The organism is Sphingomicrobium sp. (genome assembly GCA_036563485.1).
Taxonomy (GTDB): Bacteria; Pseudomonadota; Alphaproteobacteria; order Sphingomonadales; family Sphingomonadaceae; genus Sphingomicrobium.
Map to the genome: position 1 here is coordinate 303186 of DATCMI010000001.1, position 25826 is coordinate 329011.

Here is a 25826-nt window from a genome sequence, read left to right on the forward strand (position 1 = left end):
GTCGCCCGGCTCGGCTGATGCGGAGGCTGCTGCGCGGCGACGCGGTCCTCGGCAGTCCCCCGGACTGCCGAGCATGGTTGTTGTTTTCAGTTCATGCGGCGTTTCGCGCCTGGCTTCGTTCTGTACCCGAACTCACCGGCGCTTTTCGGTCGAGAACGGAAGATTTCACCATGCACAGCATCATCAAATATCTTGCCGGCGCAGCAGCGGTCGGCGGCCTGGCCGTCCCGGCGGCGGCGCAGAGCACTTACTATCCGCAATATCAGCAGCCCTACGCCCAGCCGTACGCCCAGCCGTACGCGCAGCCGTATGCACAGCCCTACGCGCAGCCATACGCGCAACCTTACGCCTATGGGCAGTCCCAGAACCCGGTCCAGCAGATCATCGATAGCTTGCTCGGTAACCGCTATGCGGTGAACGACCGCACCGCGGTGACCCAGTGCGCGACCGCTGCACTTGCCCAGGCGCAGGCGCAGTATCGCGGCACCAACCAGGGCTACGGCTATGGTCAGCAGGGCTATGGCTACAACCGGCCGATCGCCGCCCCGGCTATGCGGATCACCGCCATCTCCAATGTCGAACGCCGCAACAACGGGCTGCGCGTTCGCGGCCTGATCAGCAGCGGCTATAACCAGGGCTATCAGAACGGCTACGGTTATCAGAACCAGGCCTATGCCCAGGGCGACCTCAGCTTCCGCTGCAGCGTCGATTACCGCGGCGCAGTGACCGGCGTCCGCGTCACCCAGGCCGATCGTCGCCGCTACTAGCACATCGGCGGCGGGGCGCTACGGCTGCCCCGCCGCCGAAATCGGCGAGCGTCTACCGCTTCAGCTTCTCCGCCGCCGCGTTCAGCTTCTCCCGGTCGTTGCCGACCTTTTCGATCAGCTTGCGCGCTTCCTCGCGCGGGATGCCGTGCTTGCGGGCGAAATAGCCGAGCTCATAGCCCTGACCCGCCGCAACCCGGCTGCGGTCGCGCCCGCCGCGGTTGTTCTTGTCGTCTGCCATCATCGATCTCCCTCTTGTCTGGCGCACCAACGCCGCCGGGATTCCGGCTGTTCCCGCTGTCGCGGCGCGCACCCCGGCCAAATAGCCGTAGGAACGCCCTCTCCTCCCCGCCCGTTCGGCCGGTGAAGGAGCAAGAGCATGGCCAATGAAGCACCGAGCGAAGCCCCGTCCGCCCATGGCGAGGGCGACAGCGCGACCAAGCAGGGCGGATGCCTCGACCTCGGCTGGGGCTGCCTGCCGGTGCTGGCGCTGGTCGCGCTGATCCCGACGCAGCTGTTTTTCTAGAGCAAGGAGCTAAGACGATGATCGACCAGCAGCGCGAGCCAGGATCGTCCGGCGAGCCGGGAAGCCCACCGCAGGACGACAGCGACGAAGACGTCGGGCAGCAGCAGGGTCAGGAGCAGGCGCTCGAGCAGGCGCAGGAGGATGCGGCCCAGGAGCGCGAGGAAGAAGGCGGCTACCAATAAGGCGCGCCGGCACAGAAAGTCCTGTCCTACACGGCCCCGCTTGTGGCTTAAGCTTACCAATGATCTTGGGTGCCTCGAATCTTCGCATCGACGCTACGTCACCGCGAAGATTCGGATTTTCGAGGGCCACGGGCCGTACCCAAGACGGGCGTGGCACCGCAAAAATTGTCAAAACTCTAAGGGGGGTCTGTCCTATTCGCCCGCCGGGTCAGGCGAGCTTCCGCTCGCCCAGCTCCGCGACCAGCCGGCGGCCTTCCCAGACCTCGCAGCGGCTGCCGTAACCGGCTTCTTCGGCCAGCGCGACGGCCTGCTCGTCGCTCTCGGCTTCTATCATGTCGCTGGTCAGCATCTTGTGGACGCCGTCGTAACAATAGACGCGATAGGTCTTGGTGGGGGAGGACATAGAGAGGCTCCAACAAACAGCGGGAGCACGATCCATTGTCTCTCAGTCACCGCTGCGCTGAGGCAAGTGGCGGTGATGCAGTCCTTATAGCACGCCGCGATGAGCCTACGGTTAACTTAAGTTACATGGACGCCCTTAGTTCGGGGGCACTGAGAGCAGTGTTGCGCGTTGGGCGTCGAAACGGAGTGCCGATTGCCCAAGGACCGGATCATTGCCGTAGGTCTGCTCACGCAGCGCGATGTCACCCTTCTCGGGCCGACGTTCGACCGCTTGTGGCCGGTCGAGGACGCGCCCGAGTTCGAGGATCTGCTCAAGGCGATCGATGACGCAGAGCGCCAAGCGGCGCGTGAGAAAGGCGCCTCGAAAAAGTCTTCCTGAAACCGATGAGTCGTTTCGCTGCCGCAAATCGGTTATAGTCCGAGTCGCCGCAATCGGGGGCGGCCGCTATGGAAAACAGGCGTTCTTATTTCATGAGACGGGCCGCGCAGGAGCGTTCGGCGGCCGACCACGCATCCGGCGACAAGGCGCGCCAGGCTCATCTCGAGCTCGAACAACGCTATCGCGAGCTGGTCCGCGGCGCTGCCGTCAGCGAAACCGGGGAAATCGCCCCCGCCGCTTGATCCGGCCGCATACGGCCTTTGGACCGTACGCCCTCTCTGCCGCTCTGTCCGGAACGGCGTTCGTCTTGTGAACCTGTTAACGACACTCGTGTAAGCGGGAACTTGCCGTACAGCCGTTGATTGATGGCAGTGCGCCTGGGTGTGGGTGTGGGTTAACAGGGCAAGGTAAGCGACGCGTGGCATCAGTCGCCGAGCAAGCCGCGCCGCAGGTCAAGCGGCGGCGGTATTTTCCGGTCAGGATCAAGTTCGCAATCGCGGTCGCGGTTGCACTTGCCTGGACGATGCTCAGCGTCTGGCTGTCGCAGGTCTGGGTCGACGAGCTCGGCGCCGCCACGCACCCGTTGTTCGCGCTCTTCGCCATTACGTTCATCGCCTACGTCCCCGGCTTCATGAACGCCTTTCTGGTGACGACCTTGCTGCTCGACCGCCGCCCGCGCCGGCACGTGCTCTCCGAATATCCCGGCGTTACAGTGCTGATCGCCGCCTACAACGAAGCCGACGCCATCGCCGACACCATCGATAGCGCCGCCCACGAGGAATATCCCGGACCGCTCGAGATTCTGGTTCTGAACGACGGCTCGAAGGACAACACGTCGCCGTCGCTGAGGAGGCCAAGCGCAACCTGCGGGCCCTGCCGAACGTCACCGTCCGGATCATCGACTACAAGGTGAACCGCGGGAAGGCGGCCGTGCTCAATGCTGGGCTGCTCGAGGCAAAGCACGAGCTGATCGTCACCATCGATGGCGACACCCGGCTGAAGCCGGACGCCTTGAGCTACATCGTCGAGCGGCTGATGTCCGACCCGCAAGGTACGGTCGCGGTCGCGGGCGCCGTGCTGGTCCGCAATTCGCGCGCCAACCTCATGACCGGCGCGCAGGAATGGGATTATTTCCACGGCATCGCCGCCGTGAAGCGCATGCAGAGCATGTACCACGGCACGCTCGTCGCTCAGGGCGCCTTCTCCATTTACCAGAAGTCGGCGCTGCTCGAAGTCGGCGGCTGGCCGGAATGCGTCGGCGAGGACATCGTCCTCACCTGGGGACTGCTGAAGAAAGGCCACGGGATCGGCTACGCCGAAGACGCGATCGTCTTCACCAATGCGCCGACGACCTTCAAGCAGTTCGCGCTTCAGCGGAAACGCTGGTCGCGCGGGCTGATCGAGGCCCTGCACCACCACGAAGACCTGCTGTTCGTGCCGCGGCTGAGCGTCATGTTCATCTGCTGGAACCTGCTCTTCCTGCCGCTCGACCTCGTCTACACCTTGATCTTCATCCCGGGCGTGATCGCGGCCATCTTCTTCCAGATCTACTGGATTGCCGGGCCAATGACTCTCGCCGTGCTGCCGCTCGCGGGATTCTGGAACCTGGTCATCTACCGGATCCAGAGCCGGATGATGACGGCGCAAAATCTCAAGGTGCGACACAATCCCGGCGGACTGTTTTTCTATCTGCTCGTTTATACGATCCTCATGCAGCCGGTGTGCGTATGGGGCTATTGGTCCGAGCTTCTGGGACTGACGAAGAAATGGGGGACCAAGTGATGCGGGTGTCGGTCTTGCTCGGATGCGCCGCGGCGCTGTTTGCCGCTCCCGCCATGGCGGCAGACGAGCCCCGGCGCGGCGCGGTTGGCAGCGACCTTTTCTTCTCGACGGATGCGGAGGACACCAGTGTCATCAGGGCCGGTCTCAACCTCGACTTCGTTCACGAGGGGCCGGAGAAATATTATGGCGTTCGCGTCGAGAAAGCCTGGTTCGAGCCGCTAGGCGGTGAGCGCGAAGGGCGCACGCGCGTCTATCTCCGCGCAGCCGACGATAAGGGCCCGTGGAAATGGAATGCGACCATCGGCACGGACGGTGACACGGTGCTCGGTTCTGCCACGATTCACGACGAAGCGAAGTTCAGGAAGGAGCTCTTCATCGAGCGCGAGATCCTGGAAACGCCGCTCGGGCTGAAGCGCGGGATCTACTATACCTTCCTGGGCGCGGCGATCGACCTGCCGGCTGACGACCGCAACGTCGTGACGTTGGTCGGCGGCGTCCAGAAGTTCACCGGCGACAATGTGCGCACGCACCTGCGCGCGACCGCCGTCCACGTTTTCAACCCGGACCAGGGACTAAGCGTCCAGCTGCGCACCCGTTACTTCCACAACAGCGATCCGCGGGAGTTCGATTATTATTCGCCGCGCTGGTATGTGTCGGCAGTGCCGGTCCTTCAGATCCGCCGGTTCACGGCTTCAGGTTGGCGCTATCTGTTGGCGGGCGGCGTGGGCGTTCAAAGGGATGCCGACACCGACTGGCGCCGGTCCAGCTATTTCAATGCACAGGTGAGCACGCCGGTTCGCCGCGCCTGGTCGGGCAATGCGTCGCTACTGTTCAGCGAAACGCCGACCACAAGCGGGCAGTCGTACAATTACCTGCAATTGACGTTCGGAGTAAGCCGGGCCTTCTAGAGACGGAGCGACGGGAACTCGTCGTGGACGAGTTCGGCGGCATAGCGATCGCCGGAGAGGTCGCGGAACATCTCGCTCGTTAGTGCAATTGCCCCGACGGTCGCGGCGACGGCGACGAATGCCAGCGGCACCACGCGCCACGGCTTCGACTGCCGTTCGAAGGTCGCGCTTCCGCCTGAGCGACGTGTGTTAACACGCTCTTTTGATTGAATATTCGGCACGCGATAGACAATGCCGAACAGCTATGTTTGTTCCAAGCTGGACTTTAGGCGAGACGAGCCATCAGCAGGTCGAAGACGGCCGGATGGATCATCCGTTCGAACCTCAACCCTGCGGTCGGACCCTCGATCCAGCACACTTCCGCCTCAAGCGTTTCGAGCCCTTCGAACTTGACCAGCACATGCTCTTCGACCCGCGGCCGGTCGACAAGTTCGAGGCGGCAGCCGCTCGGTGACAGGTCGTAGATGCGCACCCGAAAGTTGGAATTGCCGAGGCGGCGCATCGACACTTCGGCCGTTAGCGGCGTGCGGCTGTGGCGGCGCGGCCAATGTTGCTTCGCGACGGGCTCTTCGGCCTTGAACACCAGCCCCGCGCGGCCGCCTCGACACCAGCGCACTTCAGCGTCGATCGCGCCGCGCTGCATGACCGAAAGCTTGATCTTCTCACCGGCGGCGAGTTCGGCCGGAGTCTCGATGCCGCAGCCTTCGTACGACAGGTCGAGAAGGAGAACCTCGACGTTCGAGCCGTCCTCGCGGACCGCGTAGCCGCGCAGGCTGACCGGGCGACGTTCACGCCGCTCGACCGGTGTCTCGCCCAGCCTTTCCGCTGCCGCCGATTTCCCGTTCACACTTCAGCCCCCTGCCTGTGCCGCTACAGGCTGTCCCACGACGCCGTTTACTGCTCGCTCGTAAACAGATGTTTAACGGATCAGCGCATCTCTGCGTTCGGGGTAATTACCGCGCAGGCGATCCGCCCGCCGCTGTTGCCGCTCGGATCCGTCCGATAGTCGTCGGCCGTCGCATGAAGGACAAGCGCGGCTCCGTCCGCATCGAGCAGGCTCGCCATGGTAGCGCCCGGAAGCGTGACCGTCGCCGTCAGCGCACCGTTCGCGGCGACATCCACGTTCGGCAGGTCACCAGCGTGCGGCCCTTCCGGATTGTTCATCCCATGCTTGTGCGCGGTTGGGTTCCAGTGCCCGCCGGCGCTGGCGAAATCGGGCACCTGGCACTGACCGACCGAATGGACGTGAAGCCCATGGATTCCGTGCGGCAGGCCGGCGGCATTAATGCGGAAACTCACACCGCCCGCGCTCTGCCAGGCGACGACGCTGCCGATCGACTGGCCCGAGGAATTGACGAGCGCCATCGGTGCGCCCCCAGTCGGCTCGAGAGTGACGCATCCGGCAAGCAAGGCCGACGCGGCAATTGCAATCATTGTACGCATGCCAGGAAAACCCCTCAGTCGGTGGTTTGTTCAGCTTGGATCCGGACCAGCACCTGGCCCTCGGTGACCTGCCCGCCGGCGCTCGCGTTCAGTTCGGCGACAATGCCGTCGAACGGGGCGGCCAGGGCATGCTCCATCTTCATCGCTTCCAGCGTGAGCAGCCGCTGGCCCTTGCTGACCTTCTCACCCGCAGCGATTTCGACCGCGGTCACCTTGCCGGGCATCGGCGCTTCGATGTCGCCGTCGTGTGCGCTGTGGCCGACCGTGCCGCGCGCCGCCAGCGAGAAACCGAACGCCTGCCCCTCGTAAAAGACAACGACGCGTTCGTCGTCGGTAAAGCCCGACACGTCTGCGATCTCGTCGGCTGCGCCGAGCTCCACCGCCTCACCGTCGAGCGCAATCGAGTAGCGGTCCGGAGCATTGAGACGGAAGCCCGGCAGCGCCGGGACGGCCGCATCCTGTTCGGCCGCGAGCACCGAGATTGCAGCAGCGGCGCGGCGAACGTCGTCGGTGGGTTGCGCAGCCGGAACCAGCTCGTCGAGGTTGCGCTCGATAAAGCCGGTGTCGAGCCGTCCATCGATGAAGTCGTCGTGGACGAGCGCGTTCAGCAGGAATGCGGCGTTGGTCCGCACCGGCCAGACTTCCGCCTGCGCCAGGATATCCGCCAGCTCGTAGATGGCTTCGTCGCGCGTGTCCGACGACGCGATCAGCTTGGCGATCATGGGGTCGTAGAAAGGCGAGATGGCGTCGCCTTCCTCGACACCGGTTTCGATCCGCCCTTCCTCGCCAAGATCAAAATGCTCGAGCGGCCCGACGCTCGGCATGAATCCTTTGGCGGGATCCTCGGCGTAAAGCCGCGCTTCGATTGCGTGGCCGCTGATCGACAGTTCTTCCTGCGCCAGCGGAAGCGGCTCGCCGGACGCCACGCGGAGCTGCCATTCGACGAGGTCCTGGCCGGTGATCTCTTCGGTGACGGGATGCTCGACCTGGAGCCGCGTGTTCATTTCCATGAACCAGATACGGTCGCCGCGCAGACCTTGGGAAGCGTCGGCGATGAACTCGATCGTGCCCGCGCCTTCGTAGTTGACCGCCTGCGCCGCGCGGACGGCGGCGCCGCAAACCGCCTCGCGCGTCTCGGCATCCATGCCGGGCGCCGGAGCTTCCTCGATCACCTTCTGGTGGCGCCGCTGCAGCGAACAATCGCGCTCGAACAGATGGACGACATTGCCATGGCTGTCGCCGAACACCTGCACCTCGATATGGCGCGGGCTTTCGATCCACTTTTCGAGCAGCACGACGTCGTTGCCGAACGAGCTCGCCGCCTCGCGCTTGCAGCTTTCGAGTGAGTCCATGAAGCCGGCTGCATCATCGACCTTGCGCATGCCCTTGCCGCCGCCGCCGGCGACCGCCTTGATCAGCACCGGATAGCCGATCGCGTCGGCTTCGCTCTTCAGCCGCTCTGGGCTCTGGTCTTCACCAAGATAGCCGGGCGTGACCGGCACGCCCGCGTCTGCCATCAGCTTCTTGGCAGCATCCTTTAGCCCCATCGCACGGATGCTGTCCGGCTTCGGGCCCACCCAGACCAGCCCGGCATCGAGCACCGCTTGCGCGAAGTCGGCATTCTCGCTGAGGAAGCCGTAGCCCGGATGAATGGCCTCGGCGCCCGTCTGCTTCGCTGCCGCGATGATCTTCTCGCCGACGAGGTAGCTTTCACGCGCAGGCGACGGACCGATGTGCACGGCTTCGTCGGCCATGCGGACGTGCAGCGCATTGGCGTCGGCGTCGGAGTAGACGGCCACAGTGCGGATGCCGAGTTCGCGCGCCGTGCGGACGACCCTGCAGGCGATCTCGCCGCGGTTGGCGATGAGAAGTGAATCGATCATGCGCGCAAGGTCACAAAGTTCGCGCCCGAACCGCCGTTTTCGAGCCCGGCTGCTAGAGCCGAATACAAGCCAGCCTGTGACCTTCGCCAGAGGAGGGGCAGGATATTCATGCTGTCATCCTTATGTGCATCGATGCCGTGTAGGACAGCGTTTTCGCGCCTTCGTCGCTGAACCGTCGGCCACCCGCGACGTCGACCTAATCCATCACTTCGGGCAGCCGGTCTTTTCGACCGTGAAGCTGAGATTGACGATCCGCCATTTGCCGGCGAGCCGCGCGAGATCGAAATGGTCGTAGCCGCAATGCGAGAATTTCCCGTCAATATGGAAGGTGTAGGCCGACCAGACGGATGCCATGTTGCCGCGGATCCGAACTTCCGGATTTTGCATGCGCTCGTCGAGACGCTCCTTGCCTTGGCCGAGGTCAGTGACCCAGGCCGGCCAGCTGTCGGTAAACGACTGCGCCTTTCCGGCGCGTTCGCCATGACCGCTGATGCTGCCCTTGGCGACGACGAGATCGAGGATCTTCTTCTGGTCGCGCGCGGCGAGCGCATCGAAGAATGACTGCACCGTAGCCGTAACGGCGCGCTCATCCTGTTTGGTTGCAGCCGGAACTGCCGATCCCAGCGCGACAAAAGCGAGAATGATAGACATGGTCACATCCTGAACACGCCGAACTGCGGGCGTTCGGCGATGGGGGCGTTGAGGCAGGCGGCGAAGGCGAGGCCGAGGACGTCGCGGGTTTGGGCGGGGTCAATGATGCCGTCATCCCACAGCCGCGCCGTCGCGTGCCAGGGATTGCCTTCGTCTTCATACTTCTGACGGATCGGCGCCTTGAACTGCTCGGCCTCGTCCGCGGACCATTTGTCGGCGTCGCGGTGGACGGTCGCAAGCACGCTTGCAGCCTGTTCGCCGCCCATGACGCTGATCCGGCTGTTGGGCCAGGTGAACAGGAAGCGCGGGCTGTATGCTCGGCCGGCCATGCCGTAATTGCCGGCGCCGAAGCTGCCGCCGATCAGCACGGTGATCTTCGGCACCTGCGCCGTGGCGACGGCGGTCACCAGCTTGGCGCCATGCTTGGCTATGCCTTCCGCTTCATACTTCCCGCCGACCATGAAGCCGCTGATGTTCTGGAGGAACAGCAAGGGCGTGCGGCGCTGCGCCGCAAGCTCGATGAAGTGCGCCCCCTTCACCGCGCTCTCGCTGAACAGCACGCCGTTGTTGGCGAGGATCGCGACAGGCATGCCCCAGATGTGGGCGAAGCCGCACACGAGGGTCGAGCCGTAGAGCGGCTTGAACTCGTGGAACTCCGAACCGTCGACGATGCGGGCGATGACCTCGTGCACGTCGTACGGCGCGCGCACGTCGTCAGGGATGACGCCGTACAACTCTTCCGGGTCGAGACGCGGGGCGCGCGGCTCGCGAAGCTCGATCGCGGGGACCTGCGGCTGAAGCGTCGAAACGATGTCGCGAACGATCGTGAGCGCATGCTCGTCATTTTCGGCGAGATGGTCGACGACGCCGCTCTTGCGCGCATGGAGGTCGCCGCCGCCGAGGTCCTCGGCGCTGATCTCTTCGCCCGTCGCCGCCTTCACCAATGGTGGGCCGCCGAGGAAGATCGTTCCCTGGTTGCGGACGATGACGCTCTCGTCACTCATCGCGGGCACGTAGGCGCCGCCGGCGGTGCAGCTTCCCATCACGCAGGCGATCTGCGGGATGGCTTTCGAACTCATCTGCGCCTGGTTGAAGAAGATGCGCCCGAAATGCTCCTTGTCCGGAAACACCTCGGCCTGGTGCGGCAGGTTGGCGCCGCCGCTGTCGACCAAATAGATGCACGGCAGCCGGTTCTCGAGTGCGATCTCCTGCGCGCGGAGATGCTTCTTCACCGTCATTGGAAAATAAGTGCCGCCTTTGACCGTCGCGTCGTTGCAGACGATCATCACCTGGCGGCCGCTGACGCGTCCGATGCCGCAGATGATGCCGGCGCCCGGCACCTCGCCATCATACATGTCGCAGGCGGCAAGCTGGCCGATTTCGAGGAACGGCGAGCCTGGATCGAGCAGCCGCTCGACGCGGTCGCGCGGGAGCAGCTTGCCGCGCGACACGTGACGCTCGCGATGCTTTTCCGGGCCGCCCTTCGCGGCCCTCGCGACGTCGTCGCGAAGCTTCTGCGCAAGCTGGCGATTGTGCTCGGCACGCCTGCGGAACTCGTCGCTGTCGGCGCTAAGCTTGGTCTCGATCCGCGGCGCGCTCATTCCCCATCCGTTAGTCGAAAACCCGTGCCGCTCGCCTAGCCGCTGCTTGCGCCATTGCAAAGCGCGGCCTTCAGCAGCAGTAGCAACGCTTCCGAGGACGGGGATGAGGGCCATGAAAAAGCAACTGCTGTTGATTTTTGCTTCTGCAATCGCGCTGAGCGCCTGCGGCCAGAACGCCGGTGACGGCAATGCCGCGCAGCAGCAGGAGCCCGGAACCGCCGTCGGCATCAATGCCGCATGGATGGACAAGTCCGTGGTGCCCGGCGACGATTTCTACACCTACGCCAACGGCACGTGGATGAAGAACACGCCGATCCCCGAGGACCGGTCGAGCATCGGCGCCTTCTTCATCGCCGACCAGATCCGCGAGAAGAACACCAAGACGATGTTCGAAGACATCGTGAAGTCGAACCCGAGCAGCGGCAACGAAGCGCTGATCGCCAACTACTACAAGGCCTATGCGAACACCGACGCGATCGATCGGTCAGGAATTGCGCCGGCCAAGGCGGACCTGAATGCGATCGCGGGGATTGCCGACAAACGCCAGCTGAGCGCCGCAATCGGCAGCACGCTGCGCGCCGACACCGACCCGCTCAACGCGACCAATTACCAGACGGAAAACCTGTTCGGCATCTTCGTCAGCCAGGGGCTGAACACGCCGGGCGAAACGCTGCCTTATTTAATGCAGGGCGGCATCGGCCTTCCGGAGCGCGAATATTATCTGTCCGGCGACGCGGAGATGGCGGGGATCCGCGGCAAATATGAGCCGTACATCGCCCAGATCCTGCAGAATGCCGGGATCGCCGATCCGCAGGGTGCAGCCAAGCGCGTGATGGCTCTGGAGACCAAGATCGCGCAGGCTCACGCGAGCCGCGAGGAAAGCGAAGACTTCGCGAAGGGCGCTCAGGTCTGGACGCGCCAGGAGCTCGAGCAGAAGGCGCCGGGGATAGACTGGGGCGCGCTGCTCGGCGCGGCGCAGCTCGGCAATGCGCAGAAGTTCCAGGCCTATCACGCGACCGCCATCCCGAAGCTCGCCGCGCTGATCGGTTCCCAACCGCTTCAGGCATGGAAGGAATGGCTGGCCTTCCATACGCTGAACCAGCAGACCAACGTGCTGCCCAAGGCGTTCCGCGACGCGAGCTTCGCCTTTAACGGCACTGTCCTGCAAGGGACGCCCAAGCAGCGGCCGCGCGACCAGCTGGCTCTGAACGCGACGAGCTTCGCGCTGCAGGACGCGGTCGGCAAAGCCTATGTCGACCGCTACTTCCCGGCCTCGGCCAAGGCCGAAGTCCAGAAGATGGTCGACGGGATCAAGGCGGCGTTCGCAAAGCGCGTGCAGGCCATCGACTGGATGGCGCCGTCGACGAAGCAGGAAGCGCTGAAGAAGGTCGAAACGATCGTCGTCGGAGTCGGCTACCCCGACACGTGGCGCGACTATTCGGGCGTCCAGATCACGGCCGACAACGCTTATGCGAACCAGAAGAATGCCGGGCTCGCCGAATATCGCCACCAGGTCGCGAAGATCGGCAAACCGATGGACCGCAACGAATGGTGGATGCCGCCGCAGCTCGTGAACGCAGTCAATCTGCCGGTCCAGAACGCACTGAACTTCCCGGCGGCGATCCTGGTCGAGCCCTTCTTCAACCCGAAGGCGGACTCGGCGTTCAACTATGGCGCCATCGGCTCTGTCATCGGCCACGAGATCAGCCACAGCTTCGACAACAACGGCGCGCTGTTCGATTCCACCGGGCGCCTGCGCAATTGGTGGACGCCGCAGGATTTCGCGCGCTTCCAGCAAGCGGGCCAGGCGCTTGCGAGCCAGTATGACGCCTACGAGGCGCTGCCGGGGCTGCACGTGAACGGCAAGCTGACGCTGGGCGAGAACATCGCGGATGTCGCGGGCCTTGCTGCCGCTTATGACGCGTACAAGGCGTCGCTGAACGGCAACGCGGCGCCGACGATCGACGGCTTCAACGGCGAGCAGCGCTTCTTCCTTGCCTACGCTCAGGCCTGGGCCACCAAGATGCGGGAGCCGACGCTTCGCAACCGCATCGCTACGGACGGCCACGCGCCGGGCAACTTCCGCGCTCAGACGGTGCGCAACATCGACGCCTGGTACCCTGCATTCAATGTGCAGCAGGGCCAGAAGCTCTACCTCGCGCCCGACAAGCGCGTGAAGGTCTGGGGCTAAGCGCTCCTGGCGGGCTGGCGCATTGCCGTCAGCCCGCTGATCTTCCTCACGAGTTCGGCCGCGCGGAACGGCTTTTCGATCCGCGGCACGTCGGCCGGCACGTCGGAGGCGGCGCTCGCATATCCGGTGACGAGAAGCGCGGGTGTTCCGGGGCGGATATGGCGAAGCTCGCGGATCAGGCCGGCGCCGGACATGAGGGGCATCGCATAATCGGTGACGATCAGATCGTAGGTCGGGTCACTCTTGAAGATGGCGACAGCAGTCTGGCCGCTATGCGCCTGGTGCACCGTGTGACCGACGTCTGCGAGGATGTCGGCTGTCGCGGCACGAACGAGGTCTTCGTCGTCGACCAGCAAAATCTTCAGCGGGACGACGTCGCCCGGATCGAGCTCCGGCGCCTCCTCCAGTTCGGCTTCGCCCTGACCGATCGGCAGCCACAGGTTCACCGACGTCCCTTCGCCGAGCTTGCTTTCGAGACATAAAGCGCCGCCGGACTGGGCCGCGAGGCCATGAACCATGGACAAGCCGAGACCGGTGCCTTTCCCCCGCTCCTTGGTCGAATAGAAGGGTTCGACGGCCATGGAGAGCGTCCGCTCGTCCATGCCCTCACCGTCGTCCCTGACGACGATGCGCACATATTCGCCAGGCGACAGACCGGACGCATGGCCGTCCGCGACCTGCTCCCGTTCAGCGCTGATCAGCAGGCGGCCGCCTTTGGGCATGGCGTCACGCGCGTTCACTGCAAGGTTCAGCAATCCGAGCTCGAGCTGGTTCGGATCGACCAGCACCCACAAGTCCTCCGATGGCAGCCGAAGATCGAGACGGATGGTCGGTCCAAGCGAGCGTTCGAGCAGGTCGGTAGTCCCGAGCAGCACCCGGCCTACGGGCACGCTGCGGCTCTCCAGGCGCTGCTTGCGGGCGAAGCTGAGCAGGCGCGCGACCAGGACGCGGGCGCGTTCCGCGCTCGTCAGCGCGCCCTCGAGCAGGCGCAGCGATCTTTCGTCGTCCGTCTTTTTCGAAAGCAGGTCGAGGGCGCCGATGATCGGGGTCAGCAGATTGTTGAAATCGTGGGCGATGCCGCCGGTCAGCTGGCCGATCGCGTCCATCTTCTGCGTCTGGCGAAGCTCGGTGTGAACGCGCTCGAGCTCCTCGGTACGATCGACGACTAGCTGTTCGAGATCTTCTCGCGAGCGGGCCAGTACTTCGCGGGCCCGGACCAGCTCGTCGATGTCGGTGCACGTGCCGTACCAGCGAACAATCTCTCCGCCTTCATCGCGCACCGGCTGTGCGCGACCGATCACCCAGCGGTATTCGCCGGACCGGTGCCGCAGCCGATATTCGATGTGGTAGGGGTCACCGGTCTTGAGCGAGTGCTGCCAAAGCTCAAACGATCGTTGCTGATCATCGGGATGGAAAATGTCGTTCCAGCCTGCGCCGTCCGTCGAGCCGTAGGGAACCCCGGTGAATTCGTACCAGCGGTCATTGAAATAATCGTGGAAGCCGTCGGGCCGCGTCGACCAGATCATCTGATCGATCGAGTTGGTGATGGCGTGGAACTGGGCTTCGGATTCGATCAGGCGCGCCTGCGCACGCACCCGCTCCACATGTGCCCAGGAGCGCTGCGTGATCTCGGTGATGAGCGCGAGCTCATATTCCGACCAATAGTGCGGGTCCTTGTCGTGGATCGCCATCAGCGCCGTCAGCTTGCCGGCCTTCACGAGCGGCATGCAGATGGTCGAGCCGATCCCGATCGCCTGGAAGGTCGCTGCCTCCTCGGGCGCGATTTCCTTGAGATTATCGTTGATGATCAGCGGCCTTCCGGCGCCAAGTTCCTGGACCGCCAGCGTCCCGAAGTCGGCGAGGCTGTAGTGGCCGACGATCGAGGGTGAGCCGGGCGCATGCCAGTTGCCGCGGATGGTGAAGCCATCCTCATCGTCATCCATGTCGGCATAGGCGCAGTTTGAGATGCCGAGGTGCTCAGCCGTGAGGCGCGTCGTAATCGCCATGATGGTATCGGCGTCGCCGGCGCGCGAGACTTCCTGGGTAAGTTCGTCGAGGAACCGCAACATGGCCTCGCTCTGCCGCAGGCTCTGCTCGGCGCGGAAGCGGTCGGTCACGTCCTGGGTATGCTGGATGATCGCTTCGACCTTGCCGTCCGGTCCGATCACCGGCGTGTTGGTGGCCGACCACCAGCGCTCGTCGAAGCCGCCCGACGGCACCGGAATGTCATATTTCACCACGTCCATGACGTGCGGCCGCTTCGACGCGAGCGCTTCCTTGAGCGAGGCGAGCAGCAGCGGCACGCCGTCGGCACCAGGCTGGTCGGGGTTTGCAGGAAAAGCGTCGAACATCGACCTTCCGACGAGGTCTTCCCACCGCCGCATCGTTGCGCGCAGATAAGCGTCGTTCGCGTCGATGATCGTAAAGACCGGATCGTCCGGCGCCATGACGACCAGAGGCGCCGAGACGGCCGTAAACATACGGCGCAGCGCCGCAGCGCTTTCCGAACGGCTGGTATCTTGATGGTCGGCCACGTTTTCGGAACTCAGCATGGTCGAACCAGTCATTTGCCCTTTTGCCGCGCGAAGACATGTCGCGTGAGCCGGACAACCAGCCGTACCGGCAGCGCAACAACGGCGCTGGCAAGCGCCCGTTCCTTGTCGTCAGGCCCCAATAACTTCGCGCCCGATCAGCATCCGGCGGATCTCGTTAGTGCCGGCCCCGATGTCGAGCAGCTTGGCGTCGCGGTAATAGCGCTCCACGGGCCAATCCTTCGTGTAGCCGGCGCCGCCCAGCGCCTGGACAGCTTCGTTGGCCACCTTCACCGCGCTTTCTGAAGCCAGCAGGATCGCGCCGGCCGCATCGAAGCGGGTCGTCTTGCCGGCATCGCAGGCGCGCGCGACCTGATAGACGTAGGCGCGGGCCGAGTTGAGCGCGACATACATGTCGGCGATCTTCGCCTGCATCAGCTGAAAGCTGCCGATCGGTTTGCCGAACTGCTTGCGGTCGCGGACGTAGGGCAGGACCACGTCGAGGCATGCCTGCATGATCCCGATCTGGATGCCGGCGAGCACCGTGCGCTCATAATCGAGGCCGCTCATCAGCACCTCGACGCCCTTGTTCTCCTCGCCGAGAATGTTCTCCGGCGGCACGAAGCAATCGTTGAACACCAGCTCGTTGGTCGGCGAGCCGCGCATGCCGAGCTTGTCCATCTTCTGGCCAATGGAGAAGCCGTCCATCCCCTTCTCGATCAGGAAGGCGGTGATCCCGCGGCTGCCTTCCCCAGTCTTCGCATAGACGACCAAGGTGTCGGCATAGCCGCCGTTGGTGATCCAGAACTTGGTGCCATTGAGGCGATAGCCGTTGCCGCTCTTTTCCGCCTTGAGCTTCATGCCGACGACGTCGCTGCCCGCGCCGCTCTCGCTCATGGCAAGCGCGCCGACATGTTCGCCGCTGATCAGCTTCGGCAGATATTTGCGCTTCTGGTCCTCATTGGCCCAGCGGCGGATCTGGTTGACGCACAAGTTCGAGTGAGCGCCGTAGCTGAGCCCGATCGAGGCGGATGCGCGCGCGACTTCTTCTTGGGCGACCACATGCTCGAGATAGCCGAGACCGAGCCCGCCCCACTCCTCCTCGACGGTGATGCCGTGAAGGCCGAGCTCGCCCATCTGCGGCCAAAGGTCCTTCGGAAACTCATCGGTTTGGTCGATCTGCGCTGCAATCGGCGCGATCTTGTCGGACGCGAAGCGCTGCGTGGTGTCGCGGATCGTGTCCGCCATCTCGCCAAGGTTGAAATCGAGTCCGGTGTTGGACATGCCTGCTCTCCTGTTCCGGGCGCGCTAGCAGAGCGCCGCCGGAGTGAACAAGCCGCCTCTAACGGCCGAGAACCTGCGCCGTTGGCACTAGTCGGACTTCGTGCATCATCCCCAGATAACCGTCGAAATAGGGTTTGTGGGTCGATCCGACGATCACTAGCGCCCGATCTCCCGGGGATCTTGCGAGCGCCGCGCGGATGTTCGCGATCATGGAAAGGTTGCGGGATTCCCACCAGCCAACATAGCGCCGGCCGTGCTGACCGGCCGATGGGGTGACGAAAGCCTTGCCCATATCCGATCGAACCGTTGCCCTGCCACGTCGTCGCGGTTCACGAAGCGATAGTAAGCGAGCAAAGTCTCCGCACTGGCGATGTCCTGCATTCCCTTCCGGGCCTCATCGGCCAGCGGCAGCGGCGAGCCGCTCCATATTTCGCGCATCGCCGCGCCAAGGCCCGGAGGCGCCTCCGCCTGGACCCGGTCAGCGAGGTGGCTGTCGGTCGGATATATCCGCTCGAGACCGAGACGCGCGGCCAACGTGGCGGCGATGAGGAAGTTTTCGTTCCGCCGCTTCGAGAGGTCATCGAGTTCGGTTGCGAGCGCGGGGCTCACCCCGTCGCCGGCAGGGCGTTCCGACACAGGGAGGCGAAGCCACTGGGTGGCAGCGGAGCCGAGATTGCCGGCGGCCGCAAACAGCCCGCCCATTCGACGCCGCTCTGCCGCAGTGGACGCAGGGCCAAGCTTTTGCACCGCCTCTTCCGCCGCAGCTTCGGCCGCAGGCATGTCCAAGCCAAGGGCTTTGCCTGCGAGTGCGGAGATCGCCTCGACTCGGGCGCAATAGCTTTGAGCCGTGTCTGGCCAACTTTTCTCGTACCGGCGAAGCAAAAAGCATTCGGGCCCCGAAGGCGCTTCGATCGTGATCACGCCCGGCTTCCACGCCGCCAGTTGGTCCAGCAACGGGTCGAGCCACTCTGGCTGCAACTTCTCCATGCCCGAGAGGTGAGGCGTGCCCAACAGCAGGACGGGCGTCGGGCTCGGCGTCGGCCAGGGACCTACGAGGGGCTCGGCAGCGGCCGTTCCGGTGAGGAACAGGCCAGCCAGGCCGGCAAAAGCCTTCGTGAGGCTAATCGTCCGTCGGACCATTCCTCGCTCTCCCCCTGACTTCGGAGAGGATGCGGGCGCCCATTTGAAGAAGCAAGCAAGCTCCCTTATGTGCACCGCAACAAATCATCCTGGAGCAGCACATGGCCACCCAAGCCTCCGATCCGACCGTCATCCTTTCGATCGCGCGTACGCCGATGGGCTCGATGCAGGGCGCACTTGCCGACGCCTCCGCGACCGATCTCGGCGCAACGGCGGTGAAGGCGGCTGTCGAGCGGGCCGGGATCAGCGGCGACGCCATCGACCGCATCTACATGGGCTGCGTGCTGCCGGCAGGCCTCGGCCAGGCTCCCGCCCGCCAGGCGGCGATCAAGGCCGGGCTGCCGACGTCGGTGCAGGCGACCACCGTCAACAAGGTCTGCGGGTCGGGCATGCAGACGGTGATCATGGGCGACGAGGCGATCCGCACCGGCAACGCCGAGGTGATCGTAGCGGGGGGCATGGAGAGCATGACCAACGCGCCATACCTGCTGAAGAAGCACCGTTCGGGCGCCCGCATCGGTCACGACACCGCCTACGACCATATGTTCCTCGACGGGCTCGAGGACGCCTACGAAGAAGGCCGCGCGATGGGCAGCTTCGCCCAGTGCACCGCGGACGAATATCAGCTCACGCGGCAGCAGATGGACGAATATGCGATTGAGAGCCTTCGCCGCGCGAAGGACGCGATCGACAATGGCGGCTTTGGCGACGAGATCGTCCCCGTCACCATCAAGACCCGCGCCGGCGAGACCGTAGTCGACACCGACGAAGCGCCCGGCCGCGGCCGTCCTGACAAGATCCCGCAGCTGAAGCCCGCCTTTTCGAAGGAAGGGACGATCACTGCCGCGACTTCATCGTCGATCTCCGACGGCGCAGCTGCTGTCGTCCTGACCAGCGAATCCAAAGCCCGCGAAAAAGGATTGCAGCCGATCGCCCGCATCGTTGCCACTGCGGCGCACGCGCAGGAGCCGGCGCAGTTCACGGTCGCCCCGATCGGCGCGATCGAGAAGGTGCTCAACAAAGCGGGTTGGAAGGCCGGCGAGGTCGACCTGTGGGAAGTGAACGAGGCGTTCGCCTGCGTCGCCATGTTCGCGATGAAGGACCTCGGCATCCCGCACGAGAAGATCAACGTCCATGGCGGCGCGACCGCGCTCGGGCACCCGATCGGCGCCAGCGGCACCCGCATCATCGTGACGCTGGTCAACGCGCTCAAGCAGAAGGGCGCCAAGCGCGGCGTCGCCAGCCTGTGCATCGGCGGCGGCGAAGCCACCGCGGTGGCGGTGGAGCTGGTCTAGACTACTTCTTGCCGGCGTAGGCCTCGCACTCGATCTCGACGAGGCCGCCGAGAGCGAGGCCGCTTGCGCCGAATGCGCTTCGGGCCGGGCGCTTCCCTTCGGGGAAGTAGGTCACATAGACTTTGTTCATCGCCGGCCAGTCCTTCATGTCGGCGAGCATGACCGTGCAGTGAAACACGTCTTCGTGGGTGAGACCCGCGCGCTTTAGGACGGCGCCTATGTTGTCGAGCGTCTGCTTGGTTTGCGCTTCGATGCCATCGGCGAGCTTACCGTCGGCGCCGACTCCGAGCTGGCCCGCCATATAGAGGACGTCGCCCACGCGAACCGCGCTCGAGAATGGCGCGCCTGGACCGGCGGGAAAATGTTCGACGGTTTGCGGTGGGGCTGCCGCGGCCGCCGTTGCCGTTAAAGCCAAGGCCGCTGCTGCGATCATCTTCATATTCGCCCCCCTCTAATCAGATCAGTCGACGACTTCGTTCGCTCCCACCCCCCAGAGGTCGGACGTGCGAATATAGCCTTCCTTCTTGGCCACTTCGATGCGGCACCAGCCGTCGCGGCAATGGTCGATCCGGCCGACCACGCCGGGTTCGAGCAGATAGCGGATCTTGGCGCCGTCGTCGGCGCTGCTGCGCACCGGGCGCGGATCGCCGGGTTTGACTAGGGCCGTGCGGCGGTCGCTGAGCAAGGTCACGAGCATCCAGCCTTGGGCGCCTTCATGGTCCTCGATCAGCCGCCATGTCTCGTAGCGCTTGAGGACTCGGACCGGCAGGTCACGGCGCTGGTAGAGCCAGACACCCGGGTAGTTTCGGCCGGGGCCGGTGCGGGTCATCGCCTGCCCCGACGCGATCGAGGCCCAATAGGGGGTCTTCTTGTCCTGCGCAGCGGCGGGCCCGCTCACGCCGAGGAGCAACAGCACGCCAATCGCCCCCCACAGCCGCATCAGGCGCCCGTCAGGATCCGGTCGACCAGTTGCTTCACGGTCGGGACGAAGCCATTCGAGTAGAACGGGTCGGTCTTGAACCGGAACGCCGAATGGCCGGCGAACATGAGGTTGTGCTCGACGGGGCCGCCATGGGCGATGTCCTGAAGCGTCTTCTGGATGCAGAAGCTGCGCGGATCGGCGAGCCGGCCGGTCGAGTTCTTTTCATTGTCCGCCCAGGACGAGAAGGCGCATTGCGACAGGCAGCCCATGCATTCGGCCTGGTCGATGCGGATCTGCTTTTCGCCTTCAGGAGTGACGAAGATCAACGTGTCGTCGGGGGTCTTCATCGCCTGGGTGAAGCCGCGCGCATACCATTCGCGCGCATGGATCAGGTCGCCCTTTGTGACCCAATAATTCTTCTTGTTGCCGATGCCGACGTCGAGCTCGAAATGATGATCGCCGATCGGCTCCTTGGTGAAGGCGATCTGGCGTTCGCTGCGCGCTTCGAGCTCGCGCAGGAACGGGTTGCGCACGGCCGACGAATAGAAGCCGGTCGGGGAGAAGCGGTGGAGCAGGATGTCGCCTTCCTCCAGCGTCATCAGCCGCGCCTTCCACTCGGGCGGGATCGGGCTTTCCTGGGTGAGCAGCGGACGCGTGCCGAACTGGAATGCGATCTGGCCGAGCTCAGGATTGTCGATCCAGTTTTCCCATTCGTCGAGCCGCCAGACGCCGCCGGCCATGACGATCGGGACGCTGTCGGGCACCCCGCCCTCGCGCATCACGTCGCGCAGTTCCTTGACGCGCGGATAGGGGTCCTGCGGCTCGCGCGGGTCTTCCGCGTTCGACAGGCCGTTGTGGCCGCCGGCGAGCCACGGGTCTTCGTAGACGACAGCGCCAAGCCACTCGGCGGCTTTCGAATAGGCCCGCTTCCACAGCGCGCGGAAGGCGCGGCCGGAGCTGACGATCGGCAAGTAGAAGACGCCATAGGATGCGGCGATCTCGGACAATTTGTAGGGCATGCCCGCGCCACAGGTGACGCCGGCGATCTTGCCCTTCGCGCGTTCGAGCACGCCGTGAAGGATCGGCACCGCGCCGCCCATTTCCCACAGCACGTTGATGTTGATGAGGCCCTTGCCGTTGGCCATCTCGTAGGCGCGCTCGACCTGGGCGACCGCGCCATCGATGCCGTACTGGATCAGCTCCTCATGCCGCTGCCGCCGGGTCATGCCCTGGTAGACCTGCGGGATGATGCGACCTTCGGGATCGTAGCTGTCGGCATTGACCGCCGAGACGGTCCCGATGCCGCCGGCAGCGGCCCATGCGCCCGAACTTGCGTGATTGGTGGCGCTGACGCCCTTGCCGCCTTCGATCAGCGGCCAGACCTCGCGTCCGGCGTACATGATGGGCTTCAGGCCCTTGAACAAATGCTTTCTCCTGGGGCGCGTTGCGTCCGTGAAGGCGCCCTATAGGCGCAATTAACAGCGATGCGAATAATCTGCTGCGGGCCTGCCGGTTCCCTCAATCGAGCGAGTAATCGAGGCCGATGTCGACGGCCGGAGCCGATTGAGTGATCCGCCCGACCGATATGAAATCGACGCCCGTTTCCGCAAGCGAGCGGATGGTCTGCAGCGTCACGCCTCCGGATGCCTCGAGCGGAACGCGCCCCGCGACCAGCGCCACTGCGTCGCGCAGCGTCGCCGCATCCATATTGTCCAGCAGCAGGCGATCGGCGCCGGCCTGGAGCGCTGGTTCGATCTGCTCGATGCGGTCGACTTCGACCTGGACCTGCAGTCCGGTGTCGGCGGCCTTGGCGCTGCGCACCGCTTCGGCGACGCCGCCGCACACCGCGACATGATTGTCCTTGATCAGCACGCCGTCGTCGAGGCGCATGCGGTGGTTCTGAGCCCCGCCCATCCGCGCCGCATATTTGTCGAGAACCCGAAGCCCCGGAATGGTCTTGCGCGTGTCGAGCAGGGTCGCGCCGGTCCCGGCGATCGCGTCCACATAGGTGCGGGTGAGCGTGGCGATGCCGGACAGATGCTGCAGCGTGTTCAGCGCCGAGCGTTCCGCCGTCAGCATTGAGCGCGCATTGCCCGAAAGGTGCATCAGCGCCGTGCCATGCTCGGCGACATCGCCATCCTCGACGAGCAGGTCGATGTCGACCTGCGGATCCAGCTCCCGGAAGAAGGCTGCGGCGAGCTCCAGTCCCGCGACCACGATCAACTGGCGGCAATTCATTTCCGCCGTGAACCGCGCGTCCGCCGGGATGGTGGCGGCCGAGGTGACGTCGCCACCGGCGCCGAGGTCTTCGGCAAGCGTGGACTGGACGAACGCGTCGAGGTCGAAGTTATCGGGAAGCGCCATGCGGCTGCTCTAGGCGAGCGACGCGCGCAGCGACAAGCTCAGGTCGCAGGCTCCGCTTCGGTGGCGGCACGCCAGCGGCCTTCTTTCCAGGCGAAGCGCTTGGCATCGAGGGCTTCGAAAGCATCGCCCTTCCAGGCGTTCACTGTCACGGTGACCGAGGCTTCGCCGACATCGATGGTGTTGAAGCTTTGCTCCTGTTCGCGAACCCGCGTCGATGTCGCGGTGCCGGCTTGGACGACGAGCGCGCCGCCCGCGCGCGTAACCAGGTCGCTCGCATCATGCGTCTCGGCATGATGATTGTGCCCTGCGAGCAGCAGGTCGACGCCGGCATCCTGCACCGCGTCGAGCGCCAGCTCCTGACGACCAATGGCGGGCGTCACCTCGCTCCCGACCTGCAGCGCAAACAGCGGATGGTGGGTGACGAGAATGCGGAACGAGTCCTTGGGCGTCCGCGCGAACGTCTCGCGGATGAAGGTCACCTGCTCCTCGTTCATCCGCCCATCCTTGAAGGTCAGCGAGCGGGCGGTGTTGATGCCGAGCACGGCAACGCCGGGAAGCTCCACGAACGGACATAGGCTCTCGTCGATAAAGCGTCGGTAGCGGGCGAGCGGCGAGAGAAAGCGGCGGAGCACGTCGTAGAGCGGCACGTCATGGTTGCCGGGAACGCCGAGCACCTCATGGCCGGCGCGCTGCAGCCGCTCGAGGAAGCGGCACGCTTCCTTGAACTGTTCAGTGCGCGCCCGCTGCGTGAAATCGCCGCTGATGACGACTAGGTCGGGCTTGAGCTCGTCGACCTGGCGCTCGACGCCTTCGACGATGCGCTCGTCATGGGCGCCGAAATGCAGGTCGGAAAGATGGACGATGCGGGCCATGGCCCAAGAACGCGGCTCCGCCGCGACGGTTCAGTGATTCAGGAACAACAACAGCTTCACGTCGATTCCGAAGCCCTCGGTTCGCTTCTGGTCGAGGAAGTGGGCGATCTCCTCTCGAGGGACGAGGTGGACGTTAATGTCCTCGTTCTCGTCGCCGCCGCCCTCGCCCACCCTGCGAAGGCCGTGCGCCCGAACGAGGGTGAAACTTTCTGACAGCATGCCGGGTGAGGCGTAGAACTGGCCGAGCCGCTCGATCCGCTCGGCGGTGAACCCCGTTTCCTGCTCCAGTTCCTTGATCGCGGTGCTCTCGACCGTCGCCGCTTCGTCCTCGTCGCCGACAAGGCCCGCCGGCAGCTCGATGCAGCGGCGGTTCGGGCCGACGCGCGGCTGATCCACCAGGATCAGCTTGCCTTCGAACTCGGCAAGGACTGCGACCGCACCGATGTTGCGCGCGCGGCTCGCATATTCCCAACGCTCGCGCTTCAGCAGCCGAACGAACTTACCCTCGCAGAGCACTTCGGGCTCCGGCAGCTCGTCGAGACTCTTCATAGTTCAATCAGCTTGTCAGGGATTTCGTTGCGGTCGTTCGCGGAGCGTGGGAAATGCTCGGCGAGCACTGCACCGACCTGCTCGATCGCCGCGACGATGCCGTCGGCAATGCGGCCCTCCTTCACCTCGACCAGCAGCGCCGCCATGGCGTCGCCCCAGGTCTCTGGCGTCGTCACTTTGGTAATCGCCTCATCGGCGACGATCTCGGCGCGATGCTCGGCCATCGACAGATAAATGAGGATGCCGGTGCGGCCGACGGTCCGCCGCTCGGCGGCTGCCTTGAAGACGGCGACGGCGCGCCGGCGGACGCGTCGGGTCTTGGTGGCGCCCGGGGTCAGCGCGAGCCGGAGCGGTGTATACTTCAAGATGAGCAGCACCGCGGTGAACTTCAGCACCGCAAGGATCATGAGGAAGGTCAGAAGCTCGCCGATGGTCGGCTCCGGATGCCAGCCGCCAGTCAGGGTCACATACCAAGATTCGAGCCAATCCGGCCGCCACGCCGCCCAGGCAAGCACGAGGATCATCGCGGCGGCGGCCCAGTGGAGGGCGACGTCGTGATAGGCGTCGCTGCTCGGCGTCGCGACGGCGACGATTTCGCCGTTCGACTGGCCCTCCGCGACCGCAATGGCGGCGCTCACCTTCTGGTGGTCGGCGTCTGGAAGCTGCGTCACCACGATCCTGACGCGCCTCCGCCGCCGAACGAGCCGCCCCCGCCCGAGAAGCCGCCGAAACCGCCGCCCCCGCCGAAACCGCCTCCGCCGCCCCAACCGCCGCCGCCCCAGCCGCCGCGACGCGATCCACGGCTAAGCTCGTTGAGGCCCCAAAGCACGACCCACGGGCTGATCCCGCCGCGACCGCGCCGGCCGCGATACCGCCGTCCGCGCGCGCCCCGGCTCATGCTGCCGATCACGAACAGGATAACGATGATCCAGAAGAAGACTGGAATGATGCCCGGGCTTTCGTCGCGCCGCTGCTGCTGGGCCTGATCGGCCTTGGCAACGTTCTTTGATGCTTGCTCCGGCGACAGGCTCATCTGGGTGATGATCTGGTCGGCGCCGGCGACGATGCCGCCGCCCATGTCACCCGCTTTGAAGCGCGGGAGAATGGATTCGCGGATGATGATGCTCGACACTGCATCGGTCAGGAATATGCGGGCTTCGTAACCGGTTTCGATCCTGACCTTCTTCTCGTTCGGCGCGACGAGCAGGATGACGCCGTCGTCCTCGCCCTTGCGGCCGATCGCCCATGTCCTGCCGAGGCGGTAGCCATAATCCTCGATCGTCCGGCCTTCGAGGCTCGGCACGGTGGCGACCACGAATTGCCGGCCGGTCTGCGTCTCCAGCGCCTCGCTCTTCGCCGTCAGGTCGGCGACCTGCTGCGGGGTGAGCAGGTGCGCATTGTCGACCACACGGCCCGTCAGCTGCGGAAAGGTCTGCGCCGCGGCGGGCGTGGCCAGCGCGAGCAGCGCCAGCCACAGGAAGACGAGATATCGGCGCACTTAGCCCGCGGTGTTGAAGTCGACCTTGGGCGCGTTCTGCGATCCCGAGGCGGCTTCGAACGGCACCTTCGGCTTGGCGCCGTAGAAGATCTTGGCGCCGATCGCGTCGGGGAAGGTGCGGATGCGGGTGTTATACGCCTGCACCGCCTCGTTATAATCCTTCCGCGCGACGAGGATCGAATTTTCCGTCCCTTCGATCTGCGACTGAAGAGTCAGGAAGTTCTGGTTCGATTTGAGGTCCGGGTAGGCTTCGAACGTCGCCAGCAGCCGTCCGAGCGAACCGCCGAGCTGCCCTTGGGCATTGGCATAGGCCTGCATCTTGGCAGGATCGCTGAGGTCATCGGCATTGACCTGGATGCTGCTCGCCTTGGCGCGCGCCTCGGTGACCTGCGTCAGCACGTCCTTTTCCTGCTTGGCATAGCCCTTCACCGTCTCGACGAGGTTCGGGATCAGGTCGGCGCGGCGCTGATATTCAGCCTGCACCTGGCCCCATTTGGCGGTGACATTCTCTTCCGCAGTCGGAACGGAGTTCAGGCCGCAGCCGGCGAGGCTGACCGCCGCTACGGGCGCAAGAAGAGAAAAACGGCGCAGTCCACTCATGTCGAAGTCCCCTCGAAACGACACCCTTGTTGACGCATAACTAGAAGCGCGCCGGTTTC

General features: G+C 64.8%; 30 protein-coding genes. 10 read left to right on the forward strand and 20 right to left on the reverse strand.

Features of this window, described 5'->3' with window-relative positions:
- Positions 1 to 170: 170 nt before the first annotated feature.
- Positions 171 to 767, forward strand: a complete 597-nt coding sequence (locus tag VIL42_01605; GenBank protein HEY8591541.1) for a hypothetical protein — start codon at positions 171 to 173, stop codon at positions 765 to 767.
- Between the two features lie 52 nt (positions 768 to 819).
- Here VIL42_01605 and VIL42_01610 read toward each other — a convergent pair whose 3' ends face one another.
- Entirely contained in the window at positions 820 to 1005 is a 186-nt protein-coding gene (locus VIL42_01610; protein ID HEY8591542.1) for a DUF3606 domain-containing protein, read from the reverse strand.
- Between the two features lie 138 nt (positions 1006 to 1143).
- On the opposite strand from VIL42_01610, the gene VIL42_01615 reads away from it, so the two are divergent.
- Together VIL42_01615 and VIL42_01620 are read left to right on the forward strand one after the other, a co-directional pair.
- On the forward strand, positions 1144 to 1290 hold the full coding sequence (locus tag VIL42_01615; protein HEY8591543.1) for a hypothetical protein: 147 nt from the start codon (positions 1144 to 1146) through the stop codon (positions 1288 to 1290).
- 17 nt (positions 1291 to 1307) lie between these two features.
- Entirely contained in the window at positions 1308 to 1472 is a 165-nt protein-coding gene (locus VIL42_01620) for a hypothetical protein (protein ID HEY8591544.1), read from the forward strand.
- Positions 1473 to 1680: 208 nt separating this feature from the next.
- On the opposite strand, the gene VIL42_01625 is transcribed toward VIL42_01620, so the two are convergent.
- Complete coding sequence (locus tag VIL42_01625; GenBank protein HEY8591545.1) at positions 1681 to 1875, reverse strand: hypothetical protein; 195 nt, start codon at positions 1873 to 1875, stop codon at positions 1681 to 1683.
- A 192-nt stretch (positions 1876 to 2067) separates the two neighbouring features.
- On the opposite strand from VIL42_01625, the gene VIL42_01630 reads away from it, so the two are divergent.
- From VIL42_01630 to VIL42_01650, 5 genes are all read left to right on the forward strand, one after another.
- Positions 2068 to 2253, forward strand: a complete 186-nt coding sequence (locus tag VIL42_01630; GenBank protein ID HEY8591546.1) for a hypothetical protein — start codon at positions 2068 to 2070, stop codon at positions 2251 to 2253.
- A 92-nt stretch (positions 2254 to 2345) separates the two neighbouring features.
- The gene (locus VIL42_01635; GenBank protein HEY8591547.1) at positions 2346 to 2495 is read left to right on the forward strand and encodes a hypothetical protein; all 150 of its coding nucleotides are present in this window, start codon (positions 2346 to 2348) and stop codon (positions 2493 to 2495) included.
- Positions 2496 to 2671: 176 nt separating this feature from the next.
- Positions 2672 to 3166 carry a glycosyltransferase gene (locus VIL42_01640; GenBank protein ID HEY8591548.1) on the forward strand — a complete coding sequence of 165 codons (495 nt, stop codon included), beginning with the start codon at positions 2672 to 2674 and terminating at the stop codon, positions 3164 to 3166.
- Positions 3151 to 4035, forward strand: coding sequence for a glycosyltransferase family 2 protein (locus tag VIL42_01645; GenBank protein ID HEY8591549.1), 885 nt, complete (start codon positions 3151 to 3153; stop codon positions 4033 to 4035). Before VIL42_01640 ends, VIL42_01645 begins: the two co-directional genes overlap by 16 nt.
- Positions 4035 to 4943: a hypothetical protein gene (locus VIL42_01650; protein ID HEY8591550.1), complete on the forward strand. Its 909-nt coding sequence runs from the start codon at positions 4035 to 4037 to the stop codon at positions 4941 to 4943. Before VIL42_01645 ends, VIL42_01650 begins: the two co-directional genes overlap by 1 nt.
- Here the strand turns inward: VIL42_01650 and VIL42_01655 are convergent.
- The 6 genes from VIL42_01655 to VIL42_01680 all read right to left on the reverse strand — a co-directional run bounded on the left by VIL42_01655 (position 4940) and on the right by VIL42_01680 (position 10521).
- On the reverse strand, positions 4940 to 5077 hold the full coding sequence (locus VIL42_01655; protein ID HEY8591551.1) for a hypothetical protein: 138 nt from the start codon (positions 5075 to 5077) through the stop codon (positions 4940 to 4942). The genes VIL42_01650 and VIL42_01655 overlap by 4 nt on opposite strands.
- Positions 5078 to 5208: 131 nt before the next feature.
- Entirely contained in the window at positions 5209 to 5790 is a 582-nt protein-coding gene (locus VIL42_01660; GenBank protein ID HEY8591552.1) for a PilZ domain-containing protein, read from the reverse strand.
- 80 nt (positions 5791 to 5870) lie between these two features.
- The gene (locus VIL42_01665; GenBank protein ID HEY8591553.1) at positions 5871 to 6386 is read right to left on the reverse strand and encodes a superoxide dismutase family protein; all 516 of its coding nucleotides are present in this window, start codon (positions 6384 to 6386) and stop codon (positions 5871 to 5873) included.
- A gap of 14 nt (positions 6387 to 6400) precedes the next feature.
- Positions 6401 to 8269 carry an acetyl/propionyl/methylcrotonyl-CoA carboxylase subunit alpha gene (locus VIL42_01670; protein HEY8591554.1) on the reverse strand — a complete coding sequence of 623 codons (1869 nt, stop codon included), beginning with the start codon at positions 8267 to 8269 and terminating at the stop codon, positions 6401 to 6403.
- A 204-nt stretch (positions 8270 to 8473) separates the two neighbouring features.
- Positions 8474 to 8920, reverse strand: a complete 447-nt coding sequence (locus VIL42_01675) for a nuclear transport factor 2 family protein (protein ID HEY8591555.1) — start codon at positions 8918 to 8920, stop codon at positions 8474 to 8476.
- Positions 8921 to 8922: 2 nt separating this feature from the next.
- Positions 8923 to 10521 (reverse strand): carboxyl transferase domain-containing protein, encoded by a 1599-nt coding sequence (locus VIL42_01680; GenBank protein HEY8591556.1) that lies wholly within the window; start codon positions 10519 to 10521, stop codon positions 8923 to 8925.
- Positions 10522 to 10633: 112 nt separating this feature from the next.
- Here VIL42_01680 and VIL42_01685 point away from each other — a divergent pair, with 112 nt between their 5' ends.
- On the forward strand, positions 10634 to 12712 hold the full coding sequence (locus tag VIL42_01685) for a M13 family metallopeptidase (GenBank protein HEY8591557.1): 2079 nt from the start codon (positions 10634 to 10636) through the stop codon (positions 12710 to 12712).
- Here the strand turns inward: VIL42_01685 and VIL42_01690 are convergent.
- The 3 genes from VIL42_01690 to VIL42_01700 all read right to left on the reverse strand — a co-directional run bounded on the left by VIL42_01690 (position 12709) and on the right by VIL42_01700 (position 17667).
- Positions 12709 to 15264, reverse strand: coding sequence for a PAS domain-containing protein (locus VIL42_01690; GenBank protein HEY8591558.1), 2556 nt, complete (start codon positions 15262 to 15264; stop codon positions 12709 to 12711). The two genes, VIL42_01685 and VIL42_01690, sit on opposite strands and share 4 nt — an antisense overlap.
- A gap of 111 nt (positions 15265 to 15375) precedes the next feature.
- Positions 15376 to 16527, reverse strand: a complete 1152-nt coding sequence (locus VIL42_01695; protein HEY8591559.1) for an isovaleryl-CoA dehydrogenase — start codon at positions 16525 to 16527, stop codon at positions 15376 to 15378.
- Between the two features lie 207 nt (positions 16528 to 16734).
- Positions 16735 to 17667, reverse strand: a complete 933-nt coding sequence (locus VIL42_01700; protein HEY8591560.1) for a hypothetical protein — start codon at positions 17665 to 17667, stop codon at positions 16735 to 16737.
- A gap of 101 nt (positions 17668 to 17768) precedes the next feature.
- On the opposite strand from VIL42_01700, the gene VIL42_01705 reads away from it, so the two are divergent.
- On the forward strand, positions 17769 to 18962 hold the full coding sequence (locus VIL42_01705) for an acetyl-CoA C-acyltransferase (GenBank protein HEY8591561.1): 1194 nt from the start codon (positions 17769 to 17771) through the stop codon (positions 18960 to 18962).
- 1 nt (position 18963) lies between these two features.
- Here VIL42_01705 and VIL42_01710 read toward each other — a convergent pair whose 3' ends face one another.
- The 9 genes from VIL42_01710 to VIL42_01750 form a co-directional block, all read right to left on the reverse strand.
- A complete protein-coding gene (locus VIL42_01710; protein ID HEY8591562.1) occupies positions 18964 to 19401 on the reverse strand; it encodes a RidA family protein in 438 nt (145 codons plus the stop codon).
- Between the two features lie 21 nt (positions 19402 to 19422).
- A complete protein-coding gene (locus tag VIL42_01715; GenBank protein ID HEY8591563.1) occupies positions 19423 to 19902 on the reverse strand; it encodes an SH3 domain-containing protein in 480 nt (159 codons plus the stop codon).
- Positions 19902 to 21308, reverse strand: a complete 1407-nt coding sequence (locus tag VIL42_01720) for a nitronate monooxygenase (protein HEY8591564.1) — start codon at positions 21306 to 21308, stop codon at positions 19902 to 19904. Before VIL42_01720 ends, VIL42_01715 begins: the two co-directional genes overlap by 1 nt.
- Positions 21309 to 21402: 94 nt before the next feature.
- Positions 21403 to 22248, reverse strand: coding sequence for a carboxylating nicotinate-nucleotide diphosphorylase (gene nadC / locus VIL42_01725; protein HEY8591565.1), 846 nt, complete (start codon positions 22246 to 22248; stop codon positions 21403 to 21405).
- A gap of 38 nt (positions 22249 to 22286) precedes the next feature.
- Positions 22287 to 23120, reverse strand: a complete 834-nt coding sequence (locus VIL42_01730) for a metallophosphoesterase (protein HEY8591566.1) — start codon at positions 23118 to 23120, stop codon at positions 22287 to 22289.
- Positions 23121 to 23150: 30 nt separating this feature from the next.
- Complete coding sequence (locus VIL42_01735; protein ID HEY8591567.1) at positions 23151 to 23669, reverse strand: NUDIX hydrolase; 519 nt, start codon at positions 23667 to 23669, stop codon at positions 23151 to 23153.
- On the reverse strand, positions 23666 to 24343 hold the full coding sequence (locus VIL42_01740; protein ID HEY8591568.1) for a TPM domain-containing protein: 678 nt from the start codon (positions 24341 to 24343) through the stop codon (positions 23666 to 23668). The genes VIL42_01735 and VIL42_01740 overlap by 4 nt, the downstream gene beginning before the upstream one ends.
- A complete protein-coding gene (locus VIL42_01745; GenBank protein HEY8591569.1) occupies positions 24337 to 25167 on the reverse strand; it encodes a TPM domain-containing protein in 831 nt (276 codons plus the stop codon). Before VIL42_01745 ends, VIL42_01740 begins: the two co-directional genes overlap by 7 nt.
- Positions 25168 to 25767: a LemA family protein gene (locus tag VIL42_01750; protein HEY8591570.1), complete on the reverse strand. Its 600-nt coding sequence runs from the start codon at positions 25765 to 25767 to the stop codon at positions 25168 to 25170.
- Positions 25768 to 25826 lie beyond the last annotated feature (59 nt).